Source organism: Sphingosinicella microcystinivorans (assembly GCF_027941835.1).
Classification (GTDB): domain Bacteria; phylum Pseudomonadota; class Alphaproteobacteria; order Sphingomonadales; family Sphingomonadaceae; genus Sphingosinicella.
Genome location: NZ_CP116005.1, coordinates 553,808 through 571,345, shown reverse-complemented (window position 1 = coordinate 571,345; position 17,538 = coordinate 553,808). Strand labels below are relative to the sequence as shown.

Genomic DNA, 17,538 nt, shown 5'->3' with positions numbered 1-17,538 from the left:
TGCATGGTCGGTTTCGGCAATGCAAGCCGAACGGGACGAAACAGAGCAAAAGGAGGGTGCGGGCGGTGCAGAAATGCCGCAGGCGGCTTACTGCGTATCGCGCGGCGGCACCACGAAGCGGCCGGTGACGCGGGTGCCGCTGTCGGTCGAACTCGCCGAGCCGTCGAGCGTGGAACGGCCGTTTTCGAGGTCGATGACCAGCCGGTCGCCGCGCAGCACGCTGTCGCCGCGGTTGAGCACGACGCCGCCGACGAAGGTGATCTGGCGGGTCTCGACGTCGTAGATGCCGAGGCGGGCGCTGACCCGCTCGCTCGGGCTCACGAGCTGGACGCTGCCTTCGGCGTCGAGGCGGTTGATCGCGAGGTTCCCGCCCGCGGCGTTTTCGTAGAACACGCGCATCGCTGCCGCGTTCAGCGTCATGTTGCCCTGCACGACGCGCACCGCCCCCGAAAAGATCGCCTGCGAATCGCGGTCCCGCACCTCGATGCGCGCGGCGTCGATGTCAATGGGCGCGCGCGTGTCGTGGCCCTTGAGCGCCGAGCTGCCGAAACCGCTCTGCGCCGAGGCGGCAAGGGGAAGCGTGAGCACTGCGGCGGCGGCGAGGAGAAGGGGGGTGCGGATCATCGCTGCGTAATCCGCATTTTCACGCCGCCTGACAAGGTGACAACGCGCGTTTCGATGTCGGCGTCGAGCCGGGAGGCGGAAAACGAGCCGAGCGGCATCTGCCCGCTGACGCGCCCGATGCTTTCCACCTTGCGCGTCGGCAGGTCCACGGCGACGTCGCCGGTTTGCAGCGCGAAGCCGTCCGGGCGGTGGAAGACGACCGGGCCGAGCACGTTCAGCTTTTCCGCTTCGAGGTCGTAGCGTCCGCTCGGCGCGGTCACGGTGGCGATGCCCTCTTCCATCGTCAGGCGCGCCTCGATGCGTTTCAGCTCGACGACCGGCGTGTTCGAGGTGCGCTGCACGGCCTCGTCGGCGAGGATGCTGAACGGGCGACCCCGGCTGTCCTCGCCGCGGTACATCGGCGCTTCCATGCGCAGCCGCTCGCCGGCCTTCTCCACCCCGTCGCGGGAGAGGATGAAGCTGAATTCCTGCTGCGCTGTGAGCGGCCAGACGAGGCAGGCGAGCAGGATCACCGCTGCGGTCGCCGGCAGCAGGCGCTTCAGGATGGCGACCTGCCGGTCCCACGCGCTGCCCGGCATCGCCCAGCGGCGGCGGTCGCTGGCAAGATCGTCGGCGGCCTGCGTCATCGCTTGCGGCCTAGCTCTCGTGGCTGAAGATGTCCTTGTCGGCCCAGCCGGCAAGGTCGAGCGCGGCGCGCGTCGGCAGGAAGCCGAAGCAGGCCTCGGCGAGCGCCCTGCGCCCCTCGCGCTCCAGCCGTTCCTCGAGGATCGCCTTGATGCGGTGCAGGTAGCGCACGTCGGACGCGGCGTATTCGATCTGCGCCTCGCTGAGCGTGTCGGCGCCCCAGTCCGACGACTGCTGCTGCTTGGAGATGTCCGCGCTGAGGACCTCGCGCGCGAGGTCCTTGAGGCCGTGGCGGTCGGTGTAGGTGCGCACGAGCTTCGAGGCGATCTTGGTGCACCACACCGGGGCCATGACGACGCCGAGATACTGCAGGATGAGCGCGACGTCGAAGCGCGCGAAGTGCAGGATCTTGAGGCGCGCGGGATCGGCGAGCACCGCCTTCAGGTTCGGCGCGTCATATTGCCCGATCGGGAACTGCACGAGATGCTCGTCGCCGCCGCCGTCCGAAAGCTGCACGACGCAGAGCCGGTCGCGGAGCTGGTTGAGGCCCATCGCCTCGCAGTCCACGGCGATGGCGCCGGGTGCGAGCACGTCTGCGGGCAGGTCGCCCTTGTGGAGATACGCGGTCAATTGTCTTTCCCTTCGCGGCGGCGCTTCGCCCGGCGTGACATGATGTTGAGGACCTCGACCAGAACAGAGAAGGCCATCGCGGCGTAGACATATCCCTTCGGCACGTGCGTGCCGAAGCCCTCGGCGATCAGCGTCATGCCGATCATCAGCAGGAAGCCGAGCGCGAGCATCACCACCGTCGGGTTCGCCTCGATGAAGTCGGCGAGCGGCGTGGCGGCGAGCAACATGCAGAAGACCGCGACGATCACGGCGACGACCATGATCGGCACGTGATCCGTCATGCCCACCGCAGTGATGATCGAGTCGATCGAGAAGACGAGATCGAGGATGATGATCTGCGTGATCGCCGCGCCGAAGGACATCACCGCCTGCCCGGTATTGAAAACGTCCTCGTTCGGGGCCGGATCGACGTTGTGATGGATTTCCTTGGTCGCCTTCCAGACGAGGAACAGGCCGCCCGCGATGAGGATGATGTCGCGCCAGGAGAACGCCTGCCCGAACAGCTCGATCACCGGCTTCACCAGCGTGACGATGAACGCCACCGTCGCGAGCAGGCCGAGCCGCATCAGGAGGGCAAGGCTGATGCCGATGCGGCGCGCCTTTTGCCGCTGCCCGTCCGGCAGCTTGTTGGTCAGGATCGAGATGAAGACCAGATTGTCGATGCCGAGCACGACTTCCATCGCGATCAGCGTGACCAGCGCCGCCCACGTGGCCGGCTGCAGGAACAGTTCGATAAGGCCTTCCATCATCCGCCTGTCTTGGCTCGGGTTGATCTTCGCACGGGAATCCGGGTCGCGGGCGCGCGTCTACAGCGATTGCGTCGGCTTCTGCTGCCCGGCCGCGGGCGCGGTGAGCGGCAGGTCGGTGTCTTCGAGCAGCACGGAGGCTTCGAGCTGCTGGAGCGCGCCGTAGGTGTTGGCATAGGCTTCCGCCGAGATGCGCCACTGCCGGGCGAGCTGCTGCGTGCGCGCCGGAAGCCGCTGCATGGCGAGCAGCGCGCCCGCGGCATCGCCCTGCGAAAGCCGCGTCGCCATGTCGGCAAGCCGCGCCTCGTTGGCGCTGCGGGCGGCGGCGGCGCCTTTCTCGCGGACCTGGACGAGGCTGGCGACGCCGGCCTTGAATTGCTGCCAGAGTGTGTCCTGCCGCTCGGGCGCCGCGCTTTCCGCGAGCTGCGGGCGGATCTGCTCGAAACGGCGGCGCAGCACGGCGAGCGTCGGCGCGCCGGGGGACGCGGTCAGCAGCCGCTCGACGGCATCGGCGTCGGCGGCCGCGAAATGGCGGCGCAGCGCCGGGGCGAGCACGGCGAGGCTCTGGCCCTGCTCGGCAGCGCGCCGCGCCGCCGTCACCAGCAGCACGCCGCGCGCCTTCTCGGCGCTGGCGGCGGCGGCCTCGATGGAGCGGGCGGCGTTGCCGCCGACCTGCTCGATCTTGACGTTGAGCCCGGCGAGCTCGGCGGAAACATTGTCGAGCCGCGTCGATGCCTGCGCCTGTCCCCGGTCGAGCGCCTCGATGCGCGCCTCAAGCCGCGCGAGGCGTTCGGGATTCGGCCCGGCGCCGAGCGCGAGCGGGACGGGATCGTTGAGCGCTGGGGGCGTCGCCGCGGCATCGCCGAGCGGCGCAGGCACCGCCGGACGCGCTTCGAGCGCCGAGACGCGCGCTTCGAGCGCAGTGATCGCCCCCGCCTCCCGCTCGACGCGGGCGGCGATGGATTCGACATCGGGGCGTTGCAGCGCGCCGGGAAGGCGGGTGCGCACGTTCGTCTCGAACCAGGGGCTGAGCAGCAGCCCGGCGGCGAACAGCAGCAGCGCCGCCGCCAGCACCCAGGGAACGGCGCTTCGCGGGCGCGGCGCTTCGCGGGTTTCGTCGTCGATCATCCGGTCCTCGTCAGCGGTGCCTCACCAGCCTGCTTCTCGCACAACAGCCCGGCCGCCGCAAACAGCGCGTCCTCGTCCGGGAAGGCCGCGATCGCGCGGGCGGCCCAGCCGTCGCCCGCGGCGGCTGCCGCGTTGCGGCTGATCGCGGCCAGCCGGACGGCGCTGCGACCCGCACCGAGCGCGGCGGCAAGCGCCTCGCCGCCGCGCGGCGAATAGACGAGCGCGACCTCGGCCGTCAGCGCCGCGGCGCGCTCCGCGTCGGACCAGCCGTGGAAGCTGGCGCCGTAGACGATGCGCCGGTCGAGCCGCAGGCCGCGCGGCGGCGCATAGCTCGCGATTTCAAGGCCGCTGAGGTGCAGCACGTTGCCCTTGAGCGCCGCGGCGATGGCGCCGAGCAGCTCGCCGCCGTCGCAGACGTCAGGCGTGCGAACGTCGGTGAAGCCGGCGCTGCGCGCGGCGGCGGCGGTGCGTTCGCCCACGCAGAAGCAGGGCAGCCCCAGAAAGGGCGCCATCGCCGCGCCGCCTTCGCGCGCGGCCGCGGCGCTCGTCAGCATGACGGCGTCGGGCATCGCGGCGGGCGGCGTCCAGTCCCTGGCCGCCACTTCGAACAGCGGGACGACCACGGGCTCGTGGCCGAGCGCGCGGAGACGGGCGGCGGTTTCCGCAGCGCCGGGCTGCGGGCGGGTAATCAGGACACGACTCATGCGACAAAGAGACTCCGAAGGGCGGGCGAGGCCCGATTGAGAAGGGTTTTTGCAAGCGCGACGGCGGCTGCTGCCGCATCCGAATCCGGAAAGTGCGTTTCTCCTGCAATGCGTTCCTGACCGTCCGGACCGAGGATCTCGGCGCGAAGACGGAAGCCTGCGCCGTGCGGCTCGGCATAGGCGGCGACCGGGCTGTGGCAGCTGCCGCCGAGCGCTGCGGCGAAGGCGCGCTCGGCGACGAGCGCCGTCATCGCGTCGGCGTCGCTCACCGCGGCGAGGCGGCCGAGCACGGCGTCGTCGCCGGCGCGGGCCTCGATCGCGATGATCGCCTGCCCCGGCGCGGGGAGCATCGCCTCGACCGGTATCGGCGTGCCGACATCGTGCATCCCGAGCCGCGCGAGCCCGGCGCTCGCGAGCAGCGTCGCATCGGCCTCTCCCGCTTCGATGCGGGCAAGACGCGTCGCGACATTGCCCCGGAACGGCACGAGGCCGAGGCCGGGGACGCGCGCCAGAAGCTGCGCGGCGCGGCGCGGCGAGGTGGTGCCGACGCGCATCCCCGGCTTCAGGGCGTCGAGGCCGGGAACGCCGATGATCCGCTCGCGCACGTCGGCGCGCGGCAGCGCCGCTGCGAGCGCGATGGCCTCGGGACGGATGCTTTCCATGTCCTTGGCGGAATGGACGGCGAAGTCGATCTCGCCCGCGATGAGCGCGCGGTCGAGTTCCTTGGTCCAGAGCGCCTTGCCGCCGATCTCGGCGAGCGGGCGGTCCTGCACCTTGTCGCCGGTGGTCTTGATGGGGACGATCTCGATCCTGTCCTCGCGCCAGCCGTGCGCGGCGACGAGCGCGGCGGCGGCGGCGCGCGCCTGGACGAGCGCGAGCGGCGACCCGCGCGTTCCGAGTTTCAGAGGCTCAGCCTTGTGCATGGGGGGCGGCGTATCTAGTTACGGGCGCGGAGACAATATGATCGTTCTGCCATGATTGTTCTGGGCCTTGAATCGAGCTGCGACGAAACGGCGGCGGCGCTCGTCGACGGAAACCGCACCATCCTTGCCCAGCGCATCGCCGGGCAGGAGGAGGCGCACCGCCCCTATGGCGGCGTCGTGCCGGAGATCGCGGCGCGGGCGCACGTCGACCGGCTGGCCCCGCTCGTCGAGGCGGTGATGGCGGAGGCGGGCATCGGCTTCGGCGATCTCGATGCCGTCGCGGCGACGGCGGGGCCAGGCCTCATCGGCGGCGTGATGGTCGGGCTCGTCACCGGCAAGGCGCTGGCGCTGGCGAGCGGCAAGCCGCTCGTCGCGGTCAACCACCTCGAAGGCCATGCGCTCTCGGCGCGGCTTGCGGACCCCACGCTCGATTTCCCCTATCTGCTGCTGCTGACGTCCGGCGGGCATTGCCAGTTGCTCGGCGTGGAGGGCGTTGGGCGCTACCGGCGGCTCGCGACGACGATAGACGACGCGGCGGGCGAGGCGTTCGACAAGGTGGCGAAGATTCTGGGGCTCGGCTTTCCCGGCGGTCCCGCCGTCGAGCGCGCGGCGAAGGACGGCGATCCGAAGGCCGTGCCGCTGCCGCGCCCGCTTCTGGGGAGCGGCGATTCCAACTTCTCGTTCGCGGGGCTGAAAAGCGCCGTGCTGCGTGCAGCCGAAGGCGCGAATCCGCCGTCCGTTCCCGATCTGGCGGCGAGTTTCCAGCAGGCGGTCGTCGACTGCCTCGTCGACCGGACGCGGCGCGCGCTCGAACGGATGCCCGAGGCGACGCGGCTCGTCGTGGCGGGGGGCGTCGCGGCGAACGCAGCGATCCGGGCGGCGCTCCAGCGGCTCGCCGATGAAAGCGGCCTCGGCTTCACTGCGCCGCCGCTCGCGCTCTGCACGGACAATGCCGCGATGATCGCATGGGCGGGCATCGAACGGCTGCGGGCCGGGTACACGGATGCGCTCGACGTGCCGGCGCGCGCGCGCTGGCCGCTCGACCCGGCGGCGGAACCGGTGCGCGGCGCGGGAGTGAAGGCATGAAGGTCGGAGTCATCGGCGGCGGGGCGTGGGGAACGGCGCTGGCCGAAGTCGCGGCCTCGGGCGGCGACGTGGTGCTGTGGGCACGCGAGCCGGAGGTGGTGCAGGACATCAACGCCGCGCGCGAGAACCGGCTGTTCCTTCCCGGCGTCCGCCTTTCCGACGCGATCGTTGCCACGAGCGACCTCGGCGCGCTCGGCGATTGCGGGATGCTGCTCGTCGTTGCGCCCGCGCAGCACGTGCGGACGGTGCTCGCCGGCGTGCCGAACCGGGATACGCCGATCGTGCTCTGCGCCAAGGGCATCGAGGCGGCGACGCGGCGGCTTGTCGGCGAGGTCGCGGCGGAAGTGCTGCCGGAGGCGCCGCTTGCCGTGCTTTCCGGCCCGACGTTCGCGCGCGAGGTGGCGACGGGCCTGCCGACCGCGATCACCTTCGCGTGCGCCGACCGCGCGCTCGCCGACCGGCTGATCGCGCGCATCGCCGCGCCGCGCTTCCGCCCCTACTGGACGGACGACGTGATCGGCGCGGAGGTCGGCGGCGCGATCAAGAACGTGCTCGCCATCGCGTGCGGCGTCGTCGTCGGGCGAAAGCTCGGCGAAAACGCCCGCGCGGCGCTGATCAGCCGGGGGTTTGCGGAAATGCTGCGCTTCGGCATCGCCAAGGGCGCGCGCTCCGAAACCATGCGCGGCCTCTCCGGGCTCGGCGATCTGGTGCTCACCTGTTCCTCGACGCAGTCGCGCAACTTCTCGCTCGGGCACGGCCTCGGCGAGGGCCGGACGGCGCGGGAACTGCTCAGCGACCGCCTGACCGTCGCCGAAGGGGCGTTCACCGCGCCGGTATTGCAAGCCGCCGCGGACGAGCTCGGCATCGACATGCCGATCACGCGCGCCGTGTGCAGCCTGCTGGACGGCAGCGCATCGGTGGATACGGTGATCGCCGCGCTGCTCTCGCGGCCGCTGCGCAGCGAGGATGCCTGAGCGCGTTGTCGGCAGCGCTCTGTCGCCATATTTTACAATCGAACAACAATGTTTCCGGGCCGGAATGTTAACCGCATGATTTCGTGGCCGCCGCCAGAGGTGGCCCGGCCCTTGCTTGGCTGATCCCATCTGCGTGTCCGCCACGCGGCACGCCGTGCGTACCCCTGCTGGGAGGGGTCTGCGTCTCTAGTGTCAGGGTGGGAAAAATGAAAAAATCCAGTCTTGCCGGGCCTTGCGCGATCGCGCTGGGGCTCATCGCTTCGTCGTCCGCGCTCGCTGGCGGCATTGCCAAGATTTCACTGGCCGACAACAAGGCCCTGTTGCAGCCGAAGCTGGTGGTTTCCAGCCTCAGCCAGGTCAACGACCCGCAGTTCAAGGTGGGGGCAAGCGCCTACTCGGGCGTCGGCGGCCTCATCATGAACACCGATGAACTGGACGCGGCGGGCTTCATCACCGTCTGCACCGGCACGTTCATCGCCGCGGATGTCGTCGTCACGGCGGCGCACTGCGTCGATGCGCCCGATCTCAACCGCATCCGTTTCCGCACCGGTGCGGGCAACGGCCTTGCCGGCTCAACCTTCGATGCCGAGTACGAAGCGTTCAGCTACTGGGTGCATCCGGGCTTCAATTTCCCCGAGAACGACATCGCCTTCATCAAGCTCAAGACGTCGGCGTCGAACGGCGAGGAAATCTACGGCGTCTACACCGGCGGCGACGAACTCGGACAGGTTCACACCAAGGTCGGCTTCGGCACGACGGGCGAGGGCACGGCGGGCACGCGCGGCCTGACGCCTGCGGCCGACGATTTCGACAAGCGCGCGGGCAACAACATCTACGAGGCGCTCGGCAGCGACATCTTCGAGGATGTCGGCGACGGCGTGCTGCTGTTCGATTTCGACAGCGGACTCGACGAGAACGACGTGTTCGGCACGGTCGATCGGATATTCTGCGGCGGCCTCGAGTTCTGCTTCGCGCATGACACCGGTGTCGTCATCGACGGCGTGCGCACCGAAGTGAACAGCTCCGGCGGCGATTCAGGCGGTCCCACCTTCATCGGCGGTCTGCTGGCCGGCATCACATCGTTCGGCATCACGGGTGCGGTGTTCGACGGCGCCTGCGGTCCCGGGTTCATCGACCCCGACTCGAACGCGCCGGGTGTCGATGCCGGCGTCACGCCGGCGTCGAACGCCTGCACCAACTCCAGCTTCGGCGAGATGTCGGGCGACACGCGCGTGTCCTTCTATCTCGACGAGATCTACGCGATGCTTCGGGGCGAACTGCGCATGATCTGGCTGCCGGAGCCGGGCATGATCGGCCTGTTCGGTCTCGGCGTCGTCGGTGCGCTCGCCGCGCGCCGCCGCCGCAAGGCCGCGTAAGCTCCCCCGAAACGCCGCCGCCGGTCGGCGGCGTTTCTGAAAGGGCATTGCTGTCAGAAATCGACGGCGATGCCCTTTCTTTCCCAGTCGCCGTAGCGCACCGGGTCGGGGCCGGCGGGGCCGCCTTCCTCCTTCAGCTTCGGCGCCTCATCGGGCTTCGCGGGCTTTTCGGCTTTCGCAGGCTTCGGGTCTTCCATCGCGCTCTTCCACCATATTCATAGCTGTGCGCCCCGCGCTCGGCGCGGCACCATGCAGGCGGGATAGAGGGAGGTGGACGACATGAAAAGCCTTGAAGGCCGGGCGATCGCGGTGACGGGCGCCGGAAGCGGCATCGGGCGCGCGCTGGCGCTGGGCCTTGCGAAGCGCGGCGCTAGGCTCGCGCTTTCCGACAAGGACGCAGCGGGGCTTGCCGAAACATCGCGGCTGCTCGGCAATTATCCGCACACGACGGCCGCGTTCGACGTGACGGACGACGAGGCGCTGAAAGGCTGGATCGATGCGGCCGCGGCGGAATACGGCGGGCTCGACGGCATCATCAACAACGCCGGGCTTTCGGTGGTGGCGCCGTTCGCCGATACGCCGAAGGCGGATTTCGACCGGGTGATGGCGGTGAACTTCGGCGCGGTCGTGAACGGCTGCCGCCACGCCATCCCGCACCTTCGCAAGTCCGCCGATGCGTGGCTGGTGAACATCTCGTCGGTGTTCGGCATGATGGGCTATCCGACCCAGTCCGCCTACAACGCCTCCAAGTACGCGGTGCGCGGGCTCACCGAGGCGCTGTATCTGGAGCTTGGCGAGACCGATCCCCACATCGCCGTGATCCGCGTGCACCCGGGCGGCATCAAGACCAACGTCGCGCGCAACGCCAAGTTCATCAAGGGCATGGACGGGCGCACCAACGCGCTCGATTCGGGCGACGAGTTCGAGAAGGCGGCGCGCACCACGCCTGCCGAGGCCGCCGAGACGATCATCCGCGGCATGGAACGGCGCCAGCACCGCGTGCTGATCGGCGCCGACGCGCGCTTCATCGACTGGATGACGCGGCTGTTCCCGGTCAGCCATTTCAAGCGCATCGGCCTCATCCTCGGCGGCGGAAAGTCTTGAAGCGGGGCTGATCCATCCCGATAATGTTCACGAGGACCGAAGGAGCCTCGTGTGACATGGGTCAGATGAAGACGGTGATGCTGCTGGCGGCGCTGACGGCGCTGTTCATGGGGCTGGGCTACATGCTTGGCGGCAGCGGCGGCGCGCTCGTCGCGCTCGTCATTTCGGGCGGCATGAACCTGTTCGCGATCTGGAACGCCGACAAGATCGTGCTCCGGATGCACAACGCGCGCGAGGTGGACGCGCGGAGCGCGCCGGAGTTCGTCGGCCTCGTGAAGAGCCTCGCGCAGCGCGCGGACCTGCCCATGCCGAAGGTGTTCATCATCGAGACCGACGCGCCCAACGCCTTCGCGACCGGCCGGAACCCCGAGAACGCCGCCGTTGCCGCGACCACCGGCCTGCTGCGCATCCTCGACCGCGACGAGATCGAGGCGGTGATGGCGCACGAACTCGGCCACGTGAAGAACCGCGACACGCTGCTGATGACGGTGACGGCGACGCTGGCGGGCGCGATCTCGATGCTCGGCAATTTCGCGCTGTTCGCCGGCGGCAACAACCGCAACCCGATCGCGGTCATCGCGGCGGTGATCGTCGCGCCGCTCGCCGCGATGCTGGTGCAGATGGCGATCAGCCGCACGCGCGAATACGGCGCGGACCGCGCGGGCGCGGAGATCAGCGGCAAGCCGATGAAGCTCGCTTCCGCGCTCCAGAAACTCGCGGCGGGCGCGTCGCGCATCCCGAACCCCTACGCGCGGAAGAACCCGGCGGCGGCGCAGCTCTACATCGTCGAGCCGCTGATCGGCGGCGGCATGGACAACCTGTTCTCGACGCACCCGAACCCCGAGAACCGTGTCGCGGCGCTCGGCCGCATTGCGCAGGAAATGGGGCAGGGTGCGCGACCGCAAAGTATTCATGAAGCCGCCGAGCGCGGCCGGGTGAGCGCGCTCGATCCGCTGAAGCGCCGCCGCTGAGCGTGGAGCAGATTTCCGGCGTACCCGCGCGCGCGGCGGCGCTTGCGCTCTTGCAGGCCGTGCTGTGGCGCGGCGAACCGCTCGACCGCGCCATCGAGCGCGCGTTCCGCAAGCTGGATGCGCCTGCCGACAGGGGTCTCGCGCGCGCCATCGTTTCGGGCGTGCTCAGGCACCTCCCCGATCTCGACGCGCTGATCGACGGCGCGACGCGAAAGCCCCTGCCGGACGATGCGCGGGCGCGCATGGTGCTGCGCATGGCGCTCGTGCAGACGATCCTGCTCGAAACGCCGCCGCACGCGGTGATCGCGACCGCGCTGCCGCTGCTCGAAGGCGGGCCGCGCAGGCTCGCGCACGGGGTGCTTTCCACCTTGCTGAAGCAGGGGGCGTCCCTGCCGTCGCCGCCGACGTTGCCCGCACTCTGGGCGCTGCGCTGGCAGGCGTGGGGCGAGGACGTGGTTGCCGCCGCTGCCGCGGGGCTCGGCGCGGAGCCGCCGCTCGACCTGACGCTCCGCGATGCGGGCGAGACGGCGGTGTGGACGGAGCGGCTGGGCGGCACGTCGCTGATGCCCGGCCATGTGCGGCTGGCGCGGCACGGCCGCATCGAGGCGCTGCCCGGTTTCGAAGAGGGTGCGTGGTGGGTGCAGGACCTCGCGGCGTCGCTGCCGGCGCGGCTGCTTGCGCCGAAGCCGGGCGAATCCGTTGCCGATCTCTGCGCCGCGCCGGGGGGCAAGACGTTGCAACTCGCCGCCGCAGGCGCGCGCGTGACGGCGCTCGACATTTCGGAAAACCGCATTGCCCGCGTGCGTGAAAACCTCGCGCGGACGGGCCTGTCGGCGGAGGTGGTCGCGGGCGATGCGCTGAAATGGAAACCGCCCGCGCCGCTCGACGCGGTGCTGCTCGATGCGCCCTGCTCGGGCACCGGGATCTTCCGGCGGCACCCGGACGTTCTTCATCTCAAGTCGGCGCGGCAGATCGGCGAACTCGTGCGGATGCAGGCGGCGCTGATGGACCATGCGTTCGCCATGCTGAAGCCGGGCGGCCGGATGCTCTACTGCGTCTGTTCGCTCGAACGCGACGAGGGCGAGTCGCAGGTCGCGGCGTTCCTGTCGCGGACGCCGTGGGCGCGGGCGGTTCCGGTCGAGGCCGGGGAACTTCCTGCCGGACTCATGCCGAATCCCGAGGGTTTCGTGCGGACCCTGCCCGGCCATCTCGACGCCGAAGGCGGGCTCGACGGGTTTTTCATGGCGCGCATCGCGAGGGACTAGGCCGCGAATTTGACCTCCCGGCACGGGATGTTAAAGCCGGTCACATGCAGCAGCCCGTCCGTATCGCGCCCTCCATCCTCTCCGCCGATTTCGCCGACCTCGGCGCCGAGGTCCGGCGCATCGACGCGGCGGGCGCGGACTATATCCATGTCGACGTGATGGACGGGCATTTCGTGCCCAACATCACCATCGGGCCGGGCGTCGTGAAGGCGCTGCGCCCGCACACGGCGAAACCGTTCGACGTGCACCTGATGATCGCGCCGGTGGACCCGTATCTCGAGGCCTTCGCGGCGGCGGGCGCGGACATCCTTTCCGTGCACCCCGAATCGGGCCCGCACCTGCACCGCACCGTCCAGACCATCCGCGCGCTCGGCAAGAAGGCGGGCGTCGTGCTCAATCCGGCGACGCCGCTCGACGTGCTCGACTACGTGATCGAGGACCTCGACCTCGTGCTGGTGATGAGCGTGAACCCCGGCTTCGGCGGGCAGTCGTTCATCGACAGTCAGCTCCGCAAGATCGAGGCGATCCGGCGGCTGATCGACGCGACCGGCAAGACCATCGACCTCGAGGTGGACGGCGGCATCGACACGGCGACCGCGCCGCGCGCCATCGCGGCGGGCGCGGACGTGCTCGTGGCGGGCACGGCGACCTTCCGCGGCGGGCCGGACGCCTATGCGGCGAACATCGCGCGGCTGAGAGGGGGCGGCGCGGCGTGAGCGATGCGGGCGGCAAGGACGGCGGCGGGCGCGACGGGGGCCAGCGGCTGACGCGCGGGCGCGGCGACGCGCGGACGCTCGGCGCGCGCCTCTCAGAAAAGCTCGCGCGCATCGGCTATGCGACGCCGCTCCACAACCGCAAGCTGCGCGGACGTCCGCCGCTGAAGCTGCTCGGCACGCCGGCCGATCCGATCGCGGGCGATGCCGTCGCGGGCCGCGAGATCGCGGCGGGCAAGCTCGGTTTCGGCGGGCATGTCGAGGCGATCCGCACGCTCAACTTCGCGACCGCGCGCGCGCCGCTCGCGTGGCGCGAATGGGTGCACGGCTTCGAATGGCTGCGCGACCTCGCCGCGGCGAGCGACCGCAAGAAGGGCGCCATCGTCGCCGAACTGGTGGTCGAGGCATGGCTCGCCAGCTACCGCGACTACGACGAACTGGCGTGGCGCGCCGATCTCGCCGGGCGGCGGCTGATGTTCTGGCCGCTCTACGCGCCCTACATCCTGTCGCGCAGCGAGCCCATCTACCGCAGCCTCGTGCTCAACCACCTCGCCCGCGCCGCGCGGCACGTGGACCGCGCGCAGGACAAGATGCCGGAAGGGTTGCCGCGTGTCGAAGCCGCCGCGGGCCTGCTCGCGGCGGGGCTGATCCTGCCCGAAGGCGCGGCGCGCAGCGTGCGCGCCGAAAGCGCTTTGAGGAAGGCGCTGGAGGACGTGCTGCTGCCGGGCGGCGGCGTTGCCAGCCGGCGGCCTTCCGATGCGCTTGCGCTGCTCGAACGCCTGCTGACGCTGCGCGCCTTCTACGAGGCGCGGAAGATGGACGTCTCGCCGGTGGTGGCCGAGGCGATCGAAAGCCTCGCCTCCGGCGTCAAGGGACTGACGCTCGGCGACGGACGGCTTGCCGCCATCCACGGCGGCAACGTCTGCGCGCCGGAGCGGATCGCAAAGGCGCTCGCGCTCGTCGGCGGCAACGTGCGGCCGACGCGCAACGGCGCGGCATCGGGTTTCCAGCGCATGGACGCGGGCAAGACCGTCATCGTCGTCGATGCCGGACCGCCGCCCGCGAAGGATACCGCCAGCGGCGCCCACGCCGGAACGCTCGCGCTCGAAATGTCGGACGGCGACGCGCGCATGATCGTGAACTGCGGCGGCGCGGAGGGCGCGGGCGTGCCGCTGCCGGATGCGCTCGCGGGGCTGCTGCGCACGACGGCCGCGCATTCGACGCTCGTCGTGAACGACACCAATTCGACGCGGCTGCTCGGCGGCGGCGGGCTCGGCAAGGGCGTCGGCGAGGTGGTCGTCACGCGCCACGAAAGCGAGGAGGGCTGCTGGCTCGACGCGACGCACGACGGCTATGCGAAGCGCTTCGGCGTGATCCACCGCCGCCGCATCTTCCTCGCGGCCGACGGGCGCGACATTCGCGGCGAGGACGCGCTGGAGCCCGCGCGCGTCACGCGGCTGCTCGGGCGGCGGAGGGCGCTGCCCTTCGACGTGCGCTTCCACCTTGCGCCCGGCGTCGAGGCGACGCCGACCGCGGACGGCAAGGGCGCGCTCGTGAAGCTCGCGGCGGGGCGCGTGTGGCAGATGAAGGTGCGCGGCGGCCGCCTGACGGTTGACGAGAGCATCTTCGTCGACGAAAGCGGCAAGCATCGCGGCGTGGCGCAGGTCGTCATCAGCGGCGAGACGGAAGACGGCGGCGCGACGGTCAACTGGTCGTTCAAGCGCGCCAGCAAGTAACAGGCAGGAAAGTCACGATGAGCGAGATGCCGGTGAAGGTCACTCGGGCACTGATTTCGGTTTCGGACAAGACAGGCGTGGTCGATCTCGCCAAAGCGCTCGCGGGACGCGGGGTGGAGCTGCTTTCCACCGGCGGCACGGCGAAGGCGCTGCGCGACGCGGGGCTCGCCGTGAAGGACGTGTCGGAGCACACGGGCTTTCCCGAGATGATGGACGGGCGCGTGAAGACGCTGCACCCGAAGGTGCACGGCGGGCTTCTGGCGCTGCGCGATCACCCCGAGCACGCCGCCGCGATGCGCGACCACGACATCGCAGCCATCGACGTGGTGGTGGTGAACCTCTACCCGTTCGAGGCGACCGTGGCGAAGGGCGCCGCGCGTGACGAGATCATCGAGAACATCGACATCGGCGGGCCGTCGATGGTGCGCTCGGCGGCGAAGAACCACGGCTACGTCGCGATCCTCACCGATCCCGTCGACTATGCGGAATTCATCGCGGCGCTCGCCGCGAACGACGGCGCGACCGATCTTGCGCTTCGCAAGCGGCTCGCGGCGAAGGCGTTCGCGGCGACGGCGGCTTACGACAGCGCGATCTCGTCGTGGTTCGCATTCGGCGATCAGGGCGTGCCGTTCCCCGATACGCTGACGGTCGCGATGACGTGCGGCGATGAACTCCGCTACGGCGAGAACCCGCACCAGACGGCGGCGTTCTATGCGCCGCGCGGACCGCACGCGAAGGGCATCGGGCAGGCCCGGCAGGTGCAGGGCAAGGAACTCAGCTACAACAATCTGAACGACGCCGACGGCGCGCTCGAACTCATCGCCGAGTTCAGGGACGCGGAGCCTGCGGTCGCCATCATCAAGCACGCGAACCCGTGCGGCGTCGCGACGGGCGCGAGCCTTGCCGATGCCTATGCGGCGGCGCTCGCGTGCGATCCCGTCTCGGCGTTCGGCGGCATCATCGCCGTGAACCGTCCGCTCGACGCGGCGGCGGCGGAGGCGATCACCGGCATCTTCACCGAGGTCGTCGTGGCGCCCGATGCGGACGAGGCCGCGCTTGCCATCTTCGCGAAGAAGAAGAACCTGCGCCTGCTGCTCACCGCGCTGCCGGACCCGGCGCGCGGGGGTCTCTCGCTCAAGACCATCGCGGGCGGCTACCTGCTGCAATCGCGGGACAACGGCGCGCTCGGCGTCGATGATCTCAAGATCGTCACGCAGCGTCAGCCGAGCCCGCAGGAACTCGCCGACATGCTGTTCGCATGGCGCGTCGCGAAGCACGTGAAGTCGAACGCCATCGTCTACGCGAAGGACGGCGCGACCGCGGGCATCGGCGCCGGGCAGATGAGCCGCCTCGATTCGGCGCGCATCGCCGCGTGGAAGGCGCGCGATGCGGCGGAAGCAGCGGGCTGGGCGCAGCCGAAGACGGTCGGCTCGGCGGTGGCGTCCGACGCGTTCTTCCCGTTCGCGGACGGGCTTCTTGCCGCGGCGGATGCGGGCGCGACCGCGGTGATCCAGCCCGGCGGCTCGATCCGCGACGACGAAGTGATCGCGGCGGCGAACGAAAAGGGCCTCGCGATGGCGTTCACCGGGATGCGCCACTTCCGGCACTAGGGACGAATCGTTCCGCTTTCGCTTTGAAAGGCGTAGGCTCCGCGCTTCGCAACAGGGCGAGGGAGGAAGCCATGCGTGTTCTCTGTCTCGGCGTTTGTGTGTTTGCGTTTTCGGTATCCACCGCGACGGCGGCGGACATGAAGCTGTCGCCGGCCGATACGGCAGCGGCGTTCAAGGCGGCGGGATTCGCGAAGAAGGGAAACCGCTGGGAAGGCTGCGGCGATCCCGGCACGATGTCGTACACGCCCGGCGCGATCGAAACGGTGCGCGACCTGAACGGCGACGGCCAGCCGGAAGCCATCATCACCGAGGGCAGCAGCTATTGCTTCGGCAACACCGGCACCGGCTACGCGATCGTCAGCAAGCAGGCGGCGGGCGGCTGGAAACTGATCACCGGTGGGCCCGGCATTCCGAACACGCTCGCCACGAAGGGCGCGGGCGGCTGGCCCGACATCGAGATCGGCGGCCCCGGCTTCTGCTTCCCGGTCGAACGCTGGAACGGCAAGGAATACCGGTTGCACCGCCACCAGTATGCGGGCAAGGCCTGCCGTCCTCCCAACTGATCCGACGAGTTTCGATGTCCGATCCGACCACCATCCGCCGCCTCTACGGGCGGCGACAGGCCTTCGCGCTGCGCAATCGGGCGCAGCGGCTTGTCGAGGAATTGCTGCCCGCGGTGGCCGTGCCGAAGGACGGGCCGCTGGACAGCGTGCGCCTGTTCGGCGATGCGCGGCCGCTGGAGCTGGAGATCGGCTTCGGCAAGGGCGAGCATCTGGTCGCGCACGCCAAGGCGCGGCCGGGGACGGGGTTCATCGGCTGCGAGCCGTTCCTGAACGGCGTGACGGGGCTCCTCGGCCACATCGAGGACGACGGCCTCAGGAATGTCCGCGTTCATGACGGCGATGCGCTGGGTGTCCTCGAACGCCTGCCGGACGCGTCGCTGGAGCGCGTGTACCTGCTGCATCCCGACCCGTGGCCGAAGGCGCGGCACGCCAAGCGGCGCTTCGTCAATCCGGGGCCGCTCGACCGCATCGCCGCGAAGCTGAAGCCGGGCAGCGAGTTCCGGCTCGCCACCGACCATCCCGTCTACATGCGCTGGTCGGTGATGCAGATGACGCGGCGGGCTGATTTCGAATGGCTCGCCGAGCGTCCGTCCGACTGGGAGAAGCGACCCGACGACTGGCCGCCGACGCGCTACGGCGAATGGGCGGCGGGCGAGGGCCGGCCGATCTGGTATTTCCGGTATCGGCGGCGGTAGGATGGTGGTGCGTCCCTCGACTTCGCCCGGGATGACGGACGTAGAGTAAAAATCTATTTCATCCCG

At 70.2% G+C, this 17,538-nt stretch carries 19 protein-coding genes; 11 read left to right on the top strand and 8 right to left on the bottom strand.

The features are described from left to right. Positions 1–87: 87 nt before the first annotated feature. The 7 genes from PE061_RS02675 to hemC are packed head-to-tail and all read right to left on the bottom strand — an operon-like array spanning position 88 to position 5,379. Entirely contained in the window at positions 88–624 is a 537-nt protein-coding gene (locus PE061_RS02675; protein ID WP_271257678.1) for an LptA/OstA family protein, read from the bottom strand. Further along, positions 621–1,250 (bottom strand): LPS export ABC transporter periplasmic protein LptC, encoded by a 630-nt coding sequence (gene lptC / locus PE061_RS02670; RefSeq protein WP_271257677.1) that lies wholly within the window; start codon positions 1,248–1,250, stop codon positions 621–623. Before lptC ends, PE061_RS02675 begins: the two co-directional genes overlap by 4 nt. Positions 1,251–1,260: 10 nt before the next feature. Continuing rightward, a complete protein-coding gene (locus tag PE061_RS02665) occupies positions 1,261–1,878 on the bottom strand; it encodes a ribonuclease D (protein ID WP_271257676.1) in 618 nt (205 codons plus the stop codon). Then, the gene (locus PE061_RS02660; protein ID WP_271259114.1) at positions 1,875–2,624 is read right to left on the bottom strand and encodes a TerC family protein; all 750 of its coding nucleotides are present in this window, start codon (positions 2,622–2,624) and stop codon (positions 1,875–1,877) included. Before PE061_RS02660 ends, PE061_RS02665 begins: the two co-directional genes overlap by 4 nt. Positions 2,625–2,684: 60 nt before the next feature. Continuing rightward, positions 2,685–3,752 (bottom strand): COG4223 family protein, encoded by a 1,068-nt coding sequence (locus tag PE061_RS02655; RefSeq protein WP_271257675.1) that lies wholly within the window; start codon positions 3,750–3,752, stop codon positions 2,685–2,687. Then, positions 3,749–4,456, bottom strand: coding sequence for a uroporphyrinogen-III synthase (locus PE061_RS02650; RefSeq protein ID WP_271257674.1), 708 nt, complete (start codon positions 4,454–4,456; stop codon positions 3,749–3,751). Before PE061_RS02650 ends, PE061_RS02655 begins: the two co-directional genes overlap by 4 nt. After that, a complete protein-coding gene (hemC, locus tag PE061_RS02645) occupies positions 4,453–5,379 on the bottom strand; it encodes a hydroxymethylbilane synthase (RefSeq protein ID WP_271257673.1) in 927 nt (308 codons plus the stop codon). The genes PE061_RS02650 and hemC overlap by 4 nt, the downstream gene beginning before the upstream one ends. Positions 5,380–5,430: 51 nt before the next feature. Between hemC and tsaD the strand changes: the two genes are divergently transcribed. From tsaD to PE061_RS02630, 3 genes are all read left to right on the top strand, one after another. After that, positions 5,431–6,465 (top strand): tRNA (adenosine(37)-N6)-threonylcarbamoyltransferase complex transferase subunit TsaD, encoded by a 1,035-nt coding sequence (gene tsaD / locus PE061_RS02640; RefSeq protein WP_271257672.1) that lies wholly within the window; start codon positions 5,431–5,433, stop codon positions 6,463–6,465. Continuing rightward, entirely contained in the window at positions 6,462–7,439 is a 978-nt protein-coding gene (locus PE061_RS02635) for an NAD(P)H-dependent glycerol-3-phosphate dehydrogenase (RefSeq protein ID WP_271257671.1), read from the top strand. The genes tsaD and PE061_RS02635 overlap by 4 nt, the downstream gene beginning before the upstream one ends. Positions 7,440–7,645: 206 nt before the next feature. Further along, positions 7,646–8,815: a trypsin-like serine protease gene (locus PE061_RS02630; protein ID WP_271257670.1), complete on the top strand. Its 1,170-nt coding sequence runs from the start codon at positions 7,646–7,648 to the stop codon at positions 8,813–8,815. Positions 8,816–8,868: 53 nt separating this feature from the next. On the opposite strand, the gene PE061_RS02625 is transcribed toward PE061_RS02630, so the two are convergent. Next, the gene (locus PE061_RS02625) at positions 8,869–9,012 is read right to left on the bottom strand and encodes a DUF1674 domain-containing protein (protein WP_271257669.1); all 144 of its coding nucleotides are present in this window, start codon (positions 9,010–9,012) and stop codon (positions 8,869–8,871) included. 82 nt (positions 9,013–9,094) lie between these two features. Here PE061_RS02625 and PE061_RS02620 point away from each other — a divergent pair, with 82 nt between their 5' ends. From PE061_RS02620 to trmB, 8 genes are all read left to right on the top strand, one after another. After that, entirely contained in the window at positions 9,095–9,919 is an 825-nt protein-coding gene (locus tag PE061_RS02620; protein WP_271257668.1) for an SDR family NAD(P)-dependent oxidoreductase, read from the top strand. Between the two features lie 56 nt (positions 9,920–9,975). Beyond that, entirely contained in the window at positions 9,976–10,890 is a 915-nt protein-coding gene (gene htpX / locus PE061_RS02615) for a zinc metalloprotease HtpX (protein WP_271257667.1), read from the top strand. Positions 10,891–10,892: 2 nt separating this feature from the next. Continuing rightward, entirely contained in the window at positions 10,893–12,155 is a 1,263-nt protein-coding gene (locus PE061_RS02610; protein ID WP_271257666.1) for an RsmB/NOP family class I SAM-dependent RNA methyltransferase, read from the top strand. Between the two features lie 44 nt (positions 12,156–12,199). Next, positions 12,200–12,871, top strand: a complete 672-nt coding sequence (gene rpe, locus PE061_RS02605) for a ribulose-phosphate 3-epimerase (protein WP_271257665.1) — start codon at positions 12,200–12,202, stop codon at positions 12,869–12,871. Further along, a complete protein-coding gene (locus PE061_RS02600) occupies positions 12,868–14,604 on the top strand; it encodes a heparinase II/III family protein (protein ID WP_271257664.1) in 1,737 nt (578 codons plus the stop codon). Before rpe ends, PE061_RS02600 begins: the two co-directional genes overlap by 4 nt. Before the next feature lie 17 nt (positions 14,605–14,621). Continuing rightward, positions 14,622–16,214: a bifunctional phosphoribosylaminoimidazolecarboxamide formyltransferase/IMP cyclohydrolase gene (gene purH / locus PE061_RS02595; RefSeq protein WP_271257663.1), complete on the top strand. Its 1,593-nt coding sequence runs from the start codon at positions 14,622–14,624 to the stop codon at positions 16,212–16,214. A 137-nt stretch (positions 16,215–16,351) separates the two neighbouring features. Continuing rightward, positions 16,352–16,777, top strand: coding sequence for a hypothetical protein (locus PE061_RS02590; RefSeq protein WP_271259113.1), 426 nt, complete (start codon positions 16,352–16,354; stop codon positions 16,775–16,777). A gap of 14 nt (positions 16,778–16,791) precedes the next feature. Then, a complete protein-coding gene (gene trmB / locus PE061_RS02585; RefSeq protein WP_271257662.1) occupies positions 16,792–17,472 on the top strand; it encodes a tRNA (guanine(46)-N(7))-methyltransferase TrmB in 681 nt (226 codons plus the stop codon). The last annotated feature ends 66 nt before the right edge of the window (positions 17,473–17,538 follow it).

Coding starts and splice junctions, on each gene's coding strand:
- hemC (WP_271257673.1), bottom strand. CDS start 5,379: ATGCACAAGGCTGAGCCTCTGAAACTCGGAACGCGCGGGTCGCCGCTC.
- PE061_RS02630 (WP_271257670.1), top strand. CDS start 7,646: ATGAAAAAATCCAGTCTTGCCGGGCCTTGCGCGATCGCGCTGGGGCTC.
- PE061_RS02660 (WP_271259114.1), bottom strand. CDS start 2,624: ATGGAAGGCCTTATCGAACTGTTCCTGCAGCCGGCCACGTGGGCGGCG.
- tsaD (WP_271257672.1), top strand. CDS start 5,431: ATGATTGTTCTGGGCCTTGAATCGAGCTGCGACGAAACGGCGGCGGCG.
- PE061_RS02650 (WP_271257674.1), bottom strand. CDS start 4,456: ATGAGTCGTGTCCTGATTACCCGCCCGCAGCCCGGCGCTGCGGAAACC.
- rpe (WP_271257665.1), top strand. CDS start 12,200: ATGCAGCAGCCCGTCCGTATCGCGCCCTCCATCCTCTCCGCCGATTTC.
- PE061_RS02635 (WP_271257671.1), top strand. CDS start 6,462: ATGAAGGTCGGAGTCATCGGCGGCGGGGCGTGGGGAACGGCGCTGGCC.
- PE061_RS02590 (WP_271259113.1), top strand. CDS start 16,352: ATGAAGCTGTCGCCGGCCGATACGGCAGCGGCGTTCAAGGCGGCGGGA.
- htpX (WP_271257667.1), top strand. CDS start 9,976: ATGGGTCAGATGAAGACGGTGATGCTGCTGGCGGCGCTGACGGCGCTG.
- trmB (WP_271257662.1), top strand. CDS start 16,792: ATGTCCGATCCGACCACCATCCGCCGCCTCTACGGGCGGCGACAGGCC.
- lptC (WP_271257677.1), bottom strand. CDS start 1,250: ATGACGCAGGCCGCCGACGATCTTGCCAGCGACCGCCGCCGCTGGGCG.
- PE061_RS02675 (WP_271257678.1), bottom strand. CDS start 624: ATGATCCGCACCCCCCTTCTCCTCGCCGCCGCCGCAGTGCTCACGCTT.
- PE061_RS02655 (WP_271257675.1), bottom strand. CDS start 3,752: ATGATCGACGACGAAACCCGCGAAGCGCCGCGCCCGCGAAGCGCCGTT.
- PE061_RS02620 (WP_271257668.1), top strand. CDS start 9,095: ATGAAAAGCCTTGAAGGCCGGGCGATCGCGGTGACGGGCGCCGGAAGC.
- PE061_RS02625 (WP_271257669.1), bottom strand. CDS start 9,012: ATGGAAGACCCGAAGCCTGCGAAAGCCGAAAAGCCCGCGAAGCCCGAT.
- purH (WP_271257663.1), top strand. CDS start 14,622: ATGAGCGAGATGCCGGTGAAGGTCACTCGGGCACTGATTTCGGTTTCG.